General features: G+C 41.0%; 12 protein-coding genes and 1 tRNA gene. 7 read left to right on the plus strand and 6 right to left on the minus strand.

Annotation, left to right across the window (positions count from 1 at the left end):
• The first annotated feature begins 54 nt into the window (after window positions 1-54).
• Together KJK34_RS01690 and KJK34_RS01695 are read left to right on the plus strand one after the other, a co-directional pair.
• Window positions 55-1,275, plus strand: coding sequence for a porin (locus KJK34_RS01690; protein ID WP_223052111.1), 1,221 nt, complete (start codon window positions 55-57; stop codon window positions 1,273-1,275).
• A gap of 55 nt (window positions 1,276-1,330) precedes the next feature.
• Window positions 1,331-2,830, plus strand: a complete 1,500-nt coding sequence (locus tag KJK34_RS01695) for an aminotransferase class V-fold PLP-dependent enzyme (RefSeq protein ID WP_223052112.1) — start codon at window positions 1,331-1,333, stop codon at window positions 2,828-2,830.
• Here the strand turns inward: KJK34_RS01695 and KJK34_RS01700 are convergent.
• Window positions 2,820-3,713: a lysophospholipid acyltransferase family protein gene (locus KJK34_RS01700; protein WP_223052113.1), complete on the minus strand. Its 894-nt coding sequence runs from the start codon at window positions 3,711-3,713 to the stop codon at window positions 2,820-2,822. The genes KJK34_RS01695 and KJK34_RS01700 overlap by 11 nt on opposite strands.
• A 103-nt stretch (window positions 3,714-3,816) precedes the next feature.
• On the opposite strand from KJK34_RS01700, the gene KJK34_RS01705 reads away from it, so the two are divergent.
• Both KJK34_RS01705 and KJK34_RS01710 read left to right on the plus strand, forming a co-directional pair.
• Window positions 3,817-4,461, plus strand: coding sequence for a rhomboid family intramembrane serine protease (locus tag KJK34_RS01705; RefSeq protein WP_236937560.1), 645 nt, complete (start codon window positions 3,817-3,819; stop codon window positions 4,459-4,461).
• Window positions 4,462-4,515: 54 nt separating this feature from the next.
• Window positions 4,516-5,223: an SIMPL domain-containing protein gene (locus KJK34_RS01710; protein WP_223052114.1), complete on the plus strand. Its 708-nt coding sequence runs from the start codon at window positions 4,516-4,518 to the stop codon at window positions 5,221-5,223.
• A gap of 54 nt (window positions 5,224-5,277) precedes the next feature.
• Here KJK34_RS01710 and KJK34_RS01715 read toward each other — a convergent pair.
• The 3 genes from KJK34_RS01715 to KJK34_RS01725 all read right to left on the minus strand — a co-directional run bounded on the left by KJK34_RS01715 (window position 5,278) and on the right by KJK34_RS01725 (window position 8,169).
• A tRNA-Tyr gene (locus KJK34_RS01715) sits at window positions 5,278-5,359 on the minus strand.
• A gap of 179 nt (window positions 5,360-5,538) precedes the next feature.
• On the minus strand, window positions 5,539-6,687 hold the full coding sequence (locus tag KJK34_RS01720; protein ID WP_223052115.1) for a TlpA disulfide reductase family protein: 1,149 nt from the start codon (window positions 6,685-6,687) through the stop codon (window positions 5,539-5,541).
• Between the two features lie 72 nt (window positions 6,688-6,759).
• Entirely contained in the window at window positions 6,760-8,169 is a 1,410-nt protein-coding gene (locus KJK34_RS01725) for an MBL fold metallo-hydrolase (protein WP_223052116.1), read from the minus strand.
• Window positions 8,170-8,473: 304 nt separating this feature from the next.
• Between KJK34_RS01725 and KJK34_RS01730 the strand changes: the two genes are divergently transcribed.
• Both KJK34_RS01730 and KJK34_RS01735 read left to right on the plus strand, forming a co-directional pair.
• Window positions 8,474-9,748 carry a Glu/Leu/Phe/Val family dehydrogenase gene (locus tag KJK34_RS01730; protein ID WP_223052117.1) on the plus strand — a complete coding sequence of 425 codons (1,275 nt, stop codon included), beginning with the start codon at window positions 8,474-8,476 and terminating at the stop codon, window positions 9,746-9,748.
• 80 nt (window positions 9,749-9,828) lie between these two features.
• Window positions 9,829-10,230 (plus strand): hypothetical protein, encoded by a 402-nt coding sequence (locus KJK34_RS01735; RefSeq protein ID WP_223052118.1) that lies wholly within the window; start codon window positions 9,829-9,831, stop codon window positions 10,228-10,230.
• A 38-nt stretch (window positions 10,231-10,268) separates the two neighbouring features.
• Here KJK34_RS01735 and KJK34_RS01740 read toward each other — a convergent pair whose 3' ends face one another.
• Complete coding sequence (locus tag KJK34_RS01740) at window positions 10,269-12,809, minus strand: TonB-dependent receptor (protein ID WP_223052119.1); 2,541 nt, start codon at window positions 12,807-12,809, stop codon at window positions 10,269-10,271.
• A gap of 79 nt (window positions 12,810-12,888) precedes the next feature.
• Window positions 12,889-13,230 (minus strand): arsenate reductase (glutaredoxin), encoded by a 342-nt coding sequence (gene arsC / locus KJK34_RS01745; RefSeq protein ID WP_223052120.1) that lies wholly within the window; start codon window positions 13,228-13,230, stop codon window positions 12,889-12,891.
• Window positions 13,231-13,306: 76 nt separating this feature from the next.
• Between arsC and KJK34_RS01750 the strand changes: the two genes are divergently transcribed.
• Entirely contained in the window at window positions 13,307-14,221 is a 915-nt protein-coding gene (locus KJK34_RS01750; protein ID WP_223052121.1) for a CPBP family intramembrane glutamic endopeptidase, read from the plus strand.
• Window positions 14,222-14,228: the final 7 nt, after the last annotated feature.

Below are 14,228 nucleotides of genomic sequence, written 5' to 3' on the forward strand. Positions count from 1 at the left end.
TTTAATCTTGGCGACATTTTCATGACCCGCCGCATTACAACACACAACACTAAAATGAAAAAAATACTGCTGCTGTTTTTTTTATTCTCAACTCTTTCTTCTGTTGCACAGGTAACAATAGAGCGTACCAAAACCAACAACGACCTTAAGCTTTCGGCGTTGCCCTACTACAGCTATGGCCGGGGTCTTGGGCTTACCTCACCCGACAGCCTTTTTCAGTTCAATATCCGTTTCCGTATGCAGAACAGGATGACCTACCTGCAGGAAGAAGATACAGAAGGGGCTATAGACGGGCAGATACGCCGCCTACGCCTGCGCTTTGACGGTTATGTTGGCGACCCTAAGTTTTTATATGCAATACAGCTTTCTTTTGCACCAGGCGATGTGGGCGAAGTGCAGGAAGGGGAAAATGTAAACATAATACGCGATGCTGTCTTGTTTTACAGGCCCAACAGGCACTGGAGCATTGGTTTCGGGCAGACAAAACTGCCGGGTAACCGCCAGAGGGTAAACTCATCAGGAGCCTTACAGCTAACTGACAGGACTATTAACAACGCACGCTTTAATATAGACCGTGACTTTGGTTTCCAGGTGCATAACTTAAATGAATCATTTGATAAGTTCTCTTATAACTTTAAGGCAGCCGTAAGTATGGGAGAGGGCAGGAACTCTACTGAAGATCCTGATAACGGATTGGCTTATACGGGTAAAGTAGAGATTTTTCCTTTGGGCGCTTTTACAAGAGATGGCTCTTATTTTGAAGGCGACCTTGTTAGGGAAGCCACCCCTAAACTTCTGTTTTCGGGGGCTTACCAGTTTAATAATAAGGGAAGGCGTACACAAGGACAGCTCGGTACAGAACTATACGATAAACGCGATATGCAGTCCATATTACTTGATGCCATGTTGAAATACAGCGGCTGGTCTTTCCAGACAGCCTATATGCAGCGTATAGCAGATAACCCTGTTACGTTTAATCCTTTGGATGAATCAGACGTGCAATATGTATTTACCGGGCATGGTTTTGATTATCAGCTTAGCTATATTTTTCCGTCAGATTATGAAATTATTGGCAGGTTTTCTACGCAGCGTGTTGAAGATGACATTCATTTTTACACCCCGCACACCAACCAGTACAGCCTCGGCTTAACAAAATACATCTGGGAGCACAGTTTTAAAATGCAGGGCGAATTTACACTTAATGACATGGAGTATTTTAACGGCTCTAACAGGCAGGACTGGTACATCCGTTTTCAGGTTGAAATAGGTATATAACTACTTCTATATCGTTATAATTGCTAAATTTGCAGTGTTATAATAACTTACAGGTATGTTACAGGCAGAAAGCACAACCGTTACCGGCACATTAGAACAATATTTCAATAAATTCAGGCAAAACATTATTGGCATAGACCAGGAGTTTGACTCGCCTTATGGCAGAAAAAAAATTGTTTATACTGACTGGACTGCCAGTGGCAGGCTGTATCGCCCGATAGAAGAAAAGCTTATTAACGAATTTGGCCCATTTGTAGCCAACACCCATACCGAAACTACAGTATCGGGTACGGCAATGACAAATGCCTACCATGAGGCGCGACATATCATTAAACGCCATGTTAACGCCGGGCCGGATGATATCCTGATTACAGACGGATCGGGCATGACAGGGGTAATCAATAAGTTTCAGCGCATACTTGGCCTTAAAGTCCCTGAAAACCTAAAGCCTTACACACAGGTTCCGGATGAGAAAAGGCCGGTTGTTTTTGTAACCCATATGGAGCACCACAGCAACCAGACATCATGGCTGGAAACTATTGCCAAAGTGGTGGTAATACCTGCCTGCCCCGAAGGGCTTATATGCCTTGACAGCTTCGCGGAACTTTTAGAAAAGCACAAAGACCATACACTCAAAATAGCATCGGTAACAGCCTGCAGTAACGTTACCGGCATCAAAACTCCTTACCACCAGATAGCTAAAATGATGCATGGATACAATGGTGTCTGTTTTGTAGATTTTGCCTGTTCTGCCCCTTATGTTGCGATAGATATGCATCCGGGTTGCGATGAAGACTCAGCACTTGATGCCGTATTCTTTTCACCACATAAATTTTTAGGAGGCCCGGGTACATCGGGTGTGCTCATCTTTAATAAGAAGCTGTATAAAAATATGGTACCCGACCATCCCGGTGGCGGTACCGTTAGCTGGACAAACCCGTGGGGAGAGCATAAATACCTTGATAATATTGAGGAACGCGAAGATGGAGGTACTCCCGGATTTTTACAGGTTATAAAAACTGCGCTTGCCATTAAGCTTAAAGAGCAGATGGGGGTACAGAATATTTTACAGCGCGAACAGGAAATTGTTGATTATGTTTTTGATGAACTGGGCAGCGTGCAGAATATAAATATACTGGCACCACAGCACCGCAACAGGCTTGGGGTAATATCATTTTTTATAGACAGCCTGCACTTTAACCTTGGGGTAAAGATACTTAACGACAGGTTTGGCATACAATCGCGAGGAGGGTGCAGTTGTGCCGGTACTTATGGGCATTACCTTTTGCATGTAGATGAAGAAAAATCGAACTACCTGACCAATAAAATTACAGAAGGCGATTTAATACAAAAGCCGGGATGGATACGTATGTCTATACACCCTACCACAACAGATGCCGAGATAAGGTACGTATGCGAAAGTATTAAGGAACTCGCGAAAAATCATGAGGAATGGGGTAATGATTATCATTACAACAGAGCCACCAATGAGTTTATCCATAAGAATGACACCCATCCGGCAACAGCAAATATAAAAGACTGGTTTAGTTTATAGCAGGAGGGTCATTTTTGCGGTGTTTAAAGCGCTTGTGCGTCCATAGGTAATATTCGGGTGCTTCGCGTATATCATCTTCCAGCATGCGCATAAACATGTCGCTAATCTCATAATTTGGCAGGTCTTTAGGGTTACCATCAAAAGGTATAAAACGTGCCTTATAGCGCCCCCTGCCGGTTTTACTGCTTTTAACAAACAGTATATTAAGGTCTAGTTTTTTGGCTAATATTTCCGCACCCACATGCACAGGCACTTCCATATCAAAAAACTTACCCCAGTAAATAGTACTGGTAAGTTTAGGCGACTGGTCGCTTAAAAAACCGTAAAAGCCTAAAATACCTTTGCGCCTGTGGTCGCGCATAGCAGGTATTATCCTCCGTGTATCAATAAGTTGTGCATCAAACCTGCCACGCAGTTTCTTTACAAGCCTGTCAAAATATTTGTTGCGTATTGTTTTATAAATGCCGAAACCTTTGTGCGTTGTTAACTGCCTGTTCATTACCAGCATCCATTCATAGCTGCAATAATGTGCACACAAAAAGGCAACACCTTTGCCACGTGCTTCCATTTCTTTAATAGCTTCTGGGTTTTCTATTACAAAACGCTTTTGGATCTCTGTTACGGGTACTGTAATCGTTTTTATCATTTCTACAAGGGTATCGCAGAAATGGCGGTAAAATTTCTTTTCTATTTTAAGGCGTTCGGCAAAATTAAGTTCAGGCAGTGCCAGCAGCAGGTTTTTGCGTACAGTGCTTTTCCTGTATGCAATAATGCGGTATATTAAGATATACAAGCCGTCAGATAAAAAATATAAGACTCTGAACGGGAGTAAGGAAACCAGGTAAAGGAGCGGGTATAATATTATATATGCTAAAAACTGCATTTTTTATGCAAATATACTTTTTATTATTAATTAAACTTTTGTTATGATTTTTCTTTACTGTTATACGTAATCAATAACTAAATTTACAGAAAAATACTATTTAATGGATATAAATATTGTACTGCTGATAATTATAGCTGTGAATGTTCTGGTTAGCTTTAAAGGTTTTAATGACATATTATTCTTCAGGAAATATGAATTCCACATTGGGAGCATAAGGGCAGGAGAGCAGTACCGCATGTTTACAAGTGCTTTTTTGCATGCAGATGTTATGCACCTGGCATTTAATATGATTACGCTTTTCTTCTTTGCCCCGGCTGTTATTTACTACATGGGTGTACTGTCATTTGTACTGGTATATTTCGGCAGCCTTGTTGCGGGCAGTCTGTTTACGCTTTACTTTCACCGTAATGACTTTTCTTACAGGGCCATAGGCGCGTCCGGCGCGGTGGTGGGTATAGTATATTCTGCTATTCTTTTTAATCCAGATGCAAATCTGTATCTGTTTTTTGCATTACCCATACCTTCCTATATTTTTGGGATAGGATATCTGCTATACTCAATTTATGGCATGCGTGCTAAAAATGATAATATTGGGCATACAGCCCACTTTGGCGGTGCTATGGCGGGTTATCTGATTACACTTGCACAGGCACCCGAATTAATTTTTTCGCAAACCTTTATGGTTATATTGCTTGCTGTGCCTATTATCCTGCTGTTTATTTTAGAAAAAAGCGGCAAGCTTTAAAAATGGCATGCGTTTTGAAATTCTTACAGAAAAACCCATAAATAAAAACAAACTATGAAAAAGATTATTGCAGTAGTATTACTGATGACAGCTGCTTATACAAGCGCACAGACTGTAACCGCAAATGCCCCAAGGCAGATAAGCGTATCAGGTGAAGGTAAAGTAATGGTTAAACCCGATGAGACAATTATTACCATCGGGGTGGTTAACAATGGTGCAGATGCTGCAGAGGTAAAAAAGGCCAATGATGCAACTGTAGATAAAGTTATTAAGTATCTGAAAAACTTTAAGCTGCCTGAAAAAGATTACCAGACACAGCGTGTTTACCTGAACAGGAACTATGATTATGAGAAAAAGCGCCATTATTTTACTGCTTCACAAACCATAACTATACACCTGCGCGACCTTAGCAGGTATGATAATATGATTATAGGATTAACAGATGCCGGTGTTAATAACATTCAGGGGATAGAGTTTAAAACCTCTAAACAGGAGCAGTATGAAAGTGAAGCGCGTGTAAAAGCAGTTGCTGACGCCAACAAAAAAGCGGAAGATTACGCAAAAGCGCTTAACCTTTTTGTTGGTTATGCCCTTGTAGTTAATGATAATACCCAAACCAACTACCCAAGGCCTATGTATGCTATGGAAATGAAAGCTATGGCTGATAGCGGGGCACAGGAAACACTTGCATTAGGTGAGATAGAAATAACAGCTAATGTTAGTATTACTTATGAGTTGTCTATTAACAATATCAAGAAATAACTAATACTGATTTCAAATAAAAAACCAGGCTATAAACCTGGTTTTTATTTTCTGTGGGGAGAGCAGGATTCGAACCTGCGAAGACATAGTCAGCAGATTTACAGTCTGCCCTCGTTGGCCGCTTGAGTATCTCCCCCCAAGCATCAGCTCATTTGCTGATTGCGGTTGCAAATATAATGCTGTTTTTTTAGTAAACAAATATAAATATCCCTAATTTCCTGCTTTTGCAGATTATATTTTATAACTGTTTGAAGATAAGCAATAAAAAAATCTCCTTTTCAGGAGATTTTTTTATTATCAGGCTATAGTGCCATATTATTTAGCAAGAAGTTCTTTTACTTTAGCTTTCAGCTGGTCGCCCCTAAGGTCTTTTGCAACAATATTGCCTTCAGCATCCAGCACAAAAGTAGCAGGTATAGACTGCACACCATATTGTTTAGCAATAGGGTCTTCCCAAAACTTAAGGTTAGAAACATGGTTCCATGTAAGTTTATCATCAGCAATGGCTTTTTTCCATGCATCAGCTTCTTTATCAAGAGATACGCCTATTATATTAAGCCCCTGGCCGTGTAGCTCATTATACATAGCCACAACATTTGGGTTCTCCATGCGGCACGGCTTGCACCATGAAGCCCAGAAATCGATTATAGTTACTCTGCCCATTGCATCTTTAAGCGACATCATTTTTCCGTCAGGCGTTGCAGCAGAAAAATCAGGTGCTTTTTTACCTACACCAACGTTTTCTTTTGCTTTTTCCTGCTCTTCTATTTGCTTAAAGGTATCGCCAAGCTCTTTACCATCTTTTGTGTTTTTTACAGATTCATCAAGGCTGTTATAAAGCTCTTTAATTTCTGCCTGGTCAGCATCCGCACTGCTCATAAGCTGCCTTATTATAAAAATGTTGATATAAGCTTTCGGGTTGTCTTTCACAAACTGCTTATTTGTTTTTTCTACATCGGCCATAAGGTTTTTGTATTCCTTATTAAGCCTGTTCATGGCAACAGTATCATTTGTTTTACGGGCTTCCATCATTACAGGAGTATTATCCTGCTGAAACTTCATCACCTTTGCAGTATTAGCTTTTGTCTTGTCGTAATACTCGTTTAGTTTATCATTATTAAACGTACCTGATTGCACAGACCTGTAAATACTGTCTTTATTTACTTTGATGTTTATACTTCCGTTCTCTAATATAAAGTTAGCCTTTTCCATTGGCTTAGTTTCAAATGAAAGGAAATGCAGCGAAGGCTCTTCTGTAGTGCCTTTAAAAGTGAATTTACCGTTTTCAACAACAACAGTATCTACAGGCTCAAAACCCATAGCGCCCTGTTTTTCCAGTACAACTTTTTTGCCGTCGAAATCGCTGCCTTCAATACTACCTGTAATTTCATACTCATTGTCTGCCAGTTTGTTGCAAGATATTACTGCTGCTGACAGTGCAAGGAACAAAAAGAATTTTTTCATATTTTTTATCTGATTAATTTGCTGCAAAAGTATTTAATTTTTGGTACGTTGCAGCTTCGCATTCAAATTGTTTTATGCAGGCTGTCCTGCGGGTGTTGTTATCTTTACACCGGTCTGCTTAATACCCCCAAAGCCTTTTTCTACATTAATCATGTTATGGTAACCGCGTGCCTTTAGAATAGATGCCATTATTACCGAACGGTATCCGCCTGCGCAATGCAGGTAAAAATCGCCATTTGCGGGCACCTCTGCAAGTTGCTCGTTCACAAAATCAAGAGGTATGTTTACAGCCCCCTCAACATAACCGTTGCCATATTCGCCCGGTTTGCGGCTGTCGATAACAGGTAAGTTGTTTTCTGCCAGCCCTTCTGCAAAAGCTTCAGGAGATACAGAGCGTATGGTATCTGTTTCAAAGCCTGCATTCACCCATGCTTCCATTCCGCCTTCAAGGTAGCCCAGGACATTATCAAAACCGACACGGCTAAGCCTTGTTACGGCTTCTGTTTCCTTTCCTTCGGGCACAACAAGCAGCAGAGGCTGGTTTACATCGCGTATAAGCGCACCTACCCATGGGGCAAAATTGCCGTTTAAGCCAATAAATATTGATCCCGGTATGTGCCCTTCAACAAAATCATCCTGTGGCCTTACATCCAGCACTATTGCGCCCGTATTTTGTGCCAGTTCCTTCAGCAGGGCAGGGGTAAGCGGTTTTAGCGCTTTATCCATTACAGCATCAAGGCTTTCGTAGCCTTTAATGTTAAGCATAACATTTTGCGGAAAATATGCAGGCGGTGCGCCCAGCCCATCAAGCAGTTCTTTGATAAACTCCTCTTTGGTCATATCTGCCCTTAGGGCATAATTAGTTTTCTTTTGGTTGCCGAGTGTATCAGTAGTTTCCTTGCTCATGTTCTTGCCGCATGCACTTCCTGCACCGTGGCTCGGGTATACTGTAATATCATCCGGCAGCGGCATAATTTTATTGCGTAAGGAATCATAAAGATGCGAAGCAAGCACTTCCTGCGTAAGCTCCTCTGTAAGTGATTGTGCAAGGTCGGGCCTGCCAACATCTCCAATAAAAAGAGTATCTCCGGTAATGATGCCGTGCAATTTGCCATTTTCGTCACTTAGCAGGTAACAGGTGCTTTCCAGCGTATGCCCCGGCGTGTGTATCGCTTTAATACTGTAATCGCCAACTCTAAAGACTTCACCGTCTGTTGCAATATGGGCTTCAAAATCGGGTTTGGCGGTTGGACCATATATTATTTTAGCACCTGTCTTTTTTGCAAGGTCTAAATGCCCTGATACAAAATCGGCATGAAAATGCGTTTCAAAAATGTATTTTATGGCTGCATTATCTTTTGCTGCTTTCTCAATATAAGGCTGTACTTCCCTTAGCGGGTCAAAAATAGCGGCTTCGCCGTTGCTTTCAAGGTAGTAGGCGGCCTGCGCGATGCAGCCCGTGTATATTTGTTCAATTTTCATTTTAAACTTCCAGGTTTATTTACGCAAAGATACCAAAACCAATGTAATGGTTGCAGTGTTACATAACTGTTTGTGAATGCTGCTGATAATTAGCTTCTTAGCGATTGTATTGCATAATGTGAAATTGAGGATTATCTATTTATGCTGTTTTCTGATTTTGTTAAATTATGGCAATCATAATTTTTGTAATCAAATTTTAAAAATTTAATAATTACAGCATTAAACTTATCATAAACTTGATATATATTTGTATGCTTTTTTTAAAGCCAACACGGTTTATAAATACAACGTTGTAAATTTAATTATGGCAACAGCAGTTAAGCCCCGCGTGGGCATGTATGAAAATGTAAAAAACCAGTTTGAAAAAGCTGCGACGGTTATGGGACTGGACGAAAGCGTTAAAAAGATCCTTTCTATAACCAACAATGAAATAGTGGTGCATTTTCCTGTAAAGATGGATAATGGAACTGTAGAGGTGTTTACAGGCTACCGCGTTCAGCATAATAATGCTTTAGGCCCTTATAAAGGAGGGTTAAGATACCACCCTACAGTAGATATTGATGCCGCTAGGGCACTTGCTACCTGGATGACATGGAAAACATCTTTGGCAGGCCTGCCTTATGGTGGCGGTAAAGGTGGTATACAGATAGACCCTAAATTATACTCACAGTCAGAACTGGAGCGTATAACAAGGAGGTTTACTTATGCGTTAGGTGACAATATTGGCCCTGAGCATGACATACCTGCACCGGATGTAAATACTAATGCACAGATGATGGCATGGATTGCCGATACCTACATGAGTACAAAATCTCCTGCAGAGCGTTCTAAAAATCAGCACGTGGTTACAGGTAAGCCTGTAGGTTCGGGTGGTTTGGAAGGCCGCGACAGGGCAACCGGTTTTGGTGTTGTGGTTACGCTTGAAAGCTGGGCAAAGGTTAAAGGCACTACGCTTGAAGGCAAAAAGTATATCGTTCAGGGGTTTGGTAATGTAGGCTACTGGGCTGCACACTTTATGCACAAAAATGGTGCTATACTGGTGGGGGTACAGGATGCTACTGGCACTATATATAACGCTGAAGGTATAGACCCGGAGGCATTATTGCGCTACCAGGCAGAAAACGGCACTATAACCGGCTATAAAGGCACTCAGGACTATGATACCGATACTTTTTTCGGGATTGAGTGTGATATTGTTATACCTGCTGCACTTGGCAACCAGATTACAGCCGATAACGCAAACAGCATTAAAGCGCAGGTAATTGCCGAAGGCGCTAACGGGCCTGTAGATACTGATGGTGAGGTTATACTTTTAGAAAATGGTATAGATATTATACCGGATATTCTTTGCAATTCTGGTGGTGTAATAGGCAGTTACTTTGAGTGGCTTCAAAATCGTAATGGTGAGATATGGAGCATGGATGATGTAATTGTGAAACTAAGGAAGAAGCTTGAAGAAGCTTTCAATAAAGTAATAACAACATCTGTACAATACCAGACAGACTGGAGGACGGCAGCCTATATACAGGCGCTTACGCGTATTGAAATGGCATATAAGCAAAGGGGTATTTTCCCTTAATAAAAAATAAACATGCAATTAAAAGTGTCCTTAAAACGGACACTTTTTTTGTTTATCTTTGTGTATAAGCCTTTTACACCATGAAAAAATTACTACTACTTTCGGTACTCATGGCGGCTACGGCAGCCTCTGCACAATATACCAATGCACTGCATTTTAAAGATACTACTGAAGAAAAGCCGCAACAGTTTTCTTCAGGCAATATGCCTGATGTGCTTTCTGCAGCTGTAAAGCAGGTATTTGAAAAGCACGAAACATCGCCTTTTTCAATAGGATTTAGTATGTATGGTACTGCATACAGGAATATCTTTTCATTTTATTATGAAGTTACGGGAGACAGGACTAACTACGGCTTTAATACTATATATGTTGGGCATAACGACAGGCTGTACTATGATGGCTACAGGCCAATAATAATAAGTATGCCCGGTGCAGGTATAGATCTTGATAACATCAATTACTTCGGCCCCGGCTGCAGGTAATCATAAAAAAGGCGGAACAATTTGTTCCGCCTTTTTTATTATCCTCCCATATATTCATCGTCTCCGCCGCCCTGCTGGTCACGCTGCTCGCGTTGCCTTTCATTCTTTTTCATATTAAAGCGATAGGTGAATGACAGGGTTACCTGCCTTTCCCTCCATTGCATTTCGCTGTAGGAATCTACCTGAGGCAGGTTAGTGTACATCCTTCTTTTACGTGAGTTAAAAATATCGCTAACGTTTAATGACAGTGTAGCCCTTTCATTAAGTATATCTTTACTGATTGCTGTATTGGCAGAAAAAATGCCTAAGCTGCGGCCCTGTGCGTTATCCTGTGGGCCCCTGTAATCGGCATTGAGCTGCCAATCTATTTTTAAGGGAAGGCTTATTTTTGAATTAACCCTTGTAAACCAGCTGTAAGCGGTATTATCAAAGTTTTGTGTCACTACATTACCTTCAAAGTCGGTATAGGTATAATCTCCATCGGTCTCATTCCTGAAAAAGTTGAAGTTACTGTTTATCCTCCACCACCTGTAAGGGTTGTAATTAATGTTAAACTCAAAACCAAAGCGGTATTCTTTGGCAAGGTTAATGGGCGTAGTAAGGATAATAGGTGTCCTTATGTCTGCTCCGCCAATAACTTCTATAACCTCGTTGTTTTCACCTATAACATCTTCACCATCTACAACCTGTGTTACAAAGTCGCCGGACTCCCTTCTTACAAACTGGAAAGAATCATCTGTTATATTAATATAAGCAGAAGTGCTAAAGGTAAGTTTGCCCCATTTTTTAAGATAGCCTAAATCAAAAGCATTTGTCATAGAAGGATCTAAATCAGGGTTACCTGTAAATATATTAATGTTGCTGGCAAGGCTTGAGAATGGATTAATAAAGCGTCCTCTCGGCCTGTTAATGCGTCGGCTGTAGCTTATGCTTACATTGCTGCTTTCTGAAAACTCGTACGTCAGGAATGCGCTCGGGAAAAAGTTGTTATATCTTTTATTGTTATAATCACTTGCATTTACAAGGTTTACATCAATATCACTGTCTTCCCACCTTAACCCAAGCAGGTATGAGAAATTACCAATTTTAGAACCGAACTGTGCATAAAATGCATTTACCTTTTCTTTATATTCCAATAGGTTGGTAAAGTTAGGGTTAGTTACCCAGACATTACCCTGCAGTTCTTCAGCTTTAGAGTCGGTAACCAGTTCGGTAAAGCTGCCGCGGTATCCTGCCTCAAATTGGTTCCCTTCCCCAAACGGGTAAACATAGTCGGCCTGAACCAGTTGCCTGTTTTCATCTTCATCATTAAGCGTACGCTCAAATGTGTTATCAGTTTCAGGAGTTGCGGTATTCAAGACAATATCATCAATACGCGCAGTTTCATAATCGGTATTCTTGGCAAACGATGCATCTATACGAAGTTCATGACCGTCATTATTAAATTTTTTGAGTAGGTTGGTAGAGAACTGTACGTTATCATCATTTTCATCCTCAACATTATAACGAAAACGGGTTTTATCAAAATTGCCGTTGGCATCAAAATAATCAAAATAGGTGCTGGTAGGGTTATCTCCTTCGCTGCTCCTTACATTAACTGAGTTAGTCCATGTAGTACTTTCATCAAGGAAAAGTTCAATCCCGAACCCTCCGTTAAATCCTTCGCTCTGGCGCAGGTTATCCCTTCGCTCATCAACAAAGCTTGTGGTGTTACCGTCACCGTCAAAATATTCGGCATCTGTAAAGCTGTTGCCCGGGCTTTTCCTGTAATTATAGCCCAGGTTAGAAAAAAGGTTAAAATTTTCGCTCCTGAAGTTGAGGTTGGCACTAACACTATGGTTGGCAGGGTCTCCCACAGAGGCGATAACAGAACCGTTAAATCCGTTTGCTTTGCCCTTTTTCAGGATAATGTTTATAATACCACCGCCACCTTCGGCATCATAGCGGGCGGAGGGGTTGGTTATAACCTCTACTTTATCTACAGAATCTGCAGGAAGCAGCCTTAGCACTTCCGCAACATTGGTACCTGCAAGGTTAGAAGGGCGACCGTCTATTAGTATGGTAACACTTTCGTTACCCCTTAGGCTCACGTTACCTTCAACATCTACGGATACCGAGGGCACGTTATCCAGCACATCGCTAACGGTACCACCCCTTACAATCATGTCCTGTCCCACGCTGTAAACTCTTTTGTCAAGCTTAATATCTACAGTGCTGCGTTCTGCAACAATTTCTACTTCATTAAGCAATTTTGCATCAGGCGCCATGGCAGTAATGCCTAAATCGGTATTGCTGCTTACCTGCCTGTTTTGTATAGCAGTAGATTTAAAAGATATAAAATCGAATTTAATGTTGTAAGTACCGGGAGCCACTTCTATACTATAACGTCCGTTAACATCGGTAAGCCCGCCATTAACGGTAACATTATCTGTTGTTTGTATGGTTACGGTTGCAAATTCGAGCGGTTGTTTGGTTTCCTGTTCTATAACTGTACCGGTTACAGTTACTTTATTTTGTGAAAAAGCTACAAGAGGAGTAATTAAGGCGAATAAAAATAATAACGTTCTAAAATTTTTCATGAATTATTTTGTGTAATGATATCGGCGTGTTTGACCGCTAAAATGATGCAAGGTTTAATTTACAAAACCTAAAACTTTGTTAAAGTATCTCTTTGATTTTATCGGCAGGCCTTGCTATAACAGCTTTATCGTTGTGTACAACAATAGGACGTTCTATAAGCGCAGGGTGCATAACCATTGCATCAATTGTTTGTTCATCAGTAAGTTGCTTATCTTTATAGGCTTCTTTCCAAACCGTTTCTTTTTGCCTTACCAGGTCTATAGGGGCTATGCCCAGTTTACTGATAATTTCTGTGAGTTCCTCTTTGCTTAAAGGTTCATTTAAATATTTTACAATTGTAAAGGGCTGATTTAAAAGTTCCAGCATCTGCAAGCCTTCACGCGACTTGCTGCATCTTGGGTTATGGTATATGGTAATCATGTTTCTTTTTTGCAAAGAAAGCCATTATAACCCGAAAATCGAAGTATATTAGTGCAAACAAATTATACGTTACCTTATGTTTATAGCACAGGCATATACCAAAAATTTTGATATTGTAAAGTACTTACCTATACCTGTAATTTTCCTTATTATTATCGTGCTTAACTATGTTCTTCTTGCAGTAATGCCTGTAAATGTAGAGCAGATAATGCGCGACCAGATTGCTCAAAAAGGAGAAAACCGTGTTTTTGCTGAAACACTTGCACCACTGGCTTTTTTCCTGGTAGTACTGTTGGTTTGGGTAAAGTTTGTGCACAAGCAGAGCATAACAAGCCTTACCACATCAAGGTACAGGATAGACTGGGGGCGCATAGGCTTCTCTTTTGTGTTGTGGGGCGGTATAACTGCCGCACTTACAGCCATAGCTTATTTTGCCACTCCCGAAGATTTTCAGCTTAATTTTCAGCCCCGCGCTTTTGCCATACTTGCAGTAATAGCAATTATATTGGTACCCATGCAAACCAGTTTTGAAGAATACCTGTTTCGTGGCTACCTTATGCAGGGCATTGGCGTTGCCACAAAAAGCAGGCTTATACCGCTTGTGGTAACATCGGTATTTTTCGGGCTTATGCACATAGCCAACCCCGAAGTGGGGAGGCTGGGCTATATCTTATTGCTGTATTACGTGGGTACCGGTTTCTTTTTGGGTATCATTACCCTGATGGACGACGGTATGGAACTGGCGCTTGGCTTTCATGCCGCCAATAATCTTATATCGGCGCTGCTGATAACATCTGACTGGACTGCTTTCCAGACACCATCTGTATTGAAAGATATGTCAGAGCCCTCTGCCGGCTATGATATATTGCTGCCGCTTGTAATAATTTATCCGATTCTTTTATTTATCTTTAGTAGAAAATACAACTGGAACGGCTGGAGTGAAAAACTGACGGGGCGTGTTGTATTGCAAAAGCAAGACGAAACTAACTAAACAGAAC

This window comes from Flavobacterium coralii (genome assembly GCF_019891545.1).
Taxonomy (GTDB): domain Bacteria; phylum Bacteroidota; class Bacteroidia; order Flavobacteriales; family Flavobacteriaceae; genus Flavobacterium; species Flavobacterium coralii.

Coding starts and splice junctions, on each gene's coding strand:
- KJK34_RS01690 (WP_223052111.1), top strand. CDS start 55: ATGAAAAAAATACTGCTGCTGTTTTTTTTATTCTCAACTCTTTCTTCT.
- KJK34_RS01695 (WP_223052112.1), top strand. CDS start 1,331: ATGTTACAGGCAGAAAGCACAACCGTTACCGGCACATTAGAACAATAT.
- KJK34_RS01700 (WP_223052113.1), bottom strand. CDS start 3,713: ATGCAGTTTTTAGCATATATAATATTATACCCGCTCCTTTACCTGGTT.
- KJK34_RS01705 (WP_236937560.1), top strand. CDS start 3,817: ATGGATATAAATATTGTACTGCTGATAATTATAGCTGTGAATGTTCTG.
- KJK34_RS01710 (WP_223052114.1), top strand. CDS start 4,516: ATGAAAAAGATTATTGCAGTAGTATTACTGATGACAGCTGCTTATACA.
- KJK34_RS01720 (WP_223052115.1), bottom strand. CDS start 6,687: ATGAAAAAATTCTTTTTGTTCCTTGCACTGTCAGCAGCAGTAATATCT.
- KJK34_RS01725 (WP_223052116.1), bottom strand. CDS start 8,169: ATGAAAATTGAACAAATATACACGGGCTGCATCGCGCAGGCCGCCTAC.
- KJK34_RS01730 (WP_223052117.1), top strand. CDS start 8,474: ATGGCAACAGCAGTTAAGCCCCGCGTGGGCATGTATGAAAATGTAAAA.
- KJK34_RS01735 (WP_223052118.1), top strand. CDS start 9,829: ATGAAAAAATTACTACTACTTTCGGTACTCATGGCGGCTACGGCAGCC.
- KJK34_RS01740 (WP_223052119.1), bottom strand. CDS start 12,809: ATGAAAAATTTTAGAACGTTATTATTTTTATTCGCCTTAATTACTCCT.
- arsC (WP_223052120.1), bottom strand. CDS start 13,230: ATGATTACCATATACCATAACCCAAGATGCAGCAAGTCGCGTGAAGGC.
- KJK34_RS01750 (WP_223052121.1), top strand. CDS start 13,307: ATGTTTATAGCACAGGCATATACCAAAAATTTTGATATTGTAAAGTAC.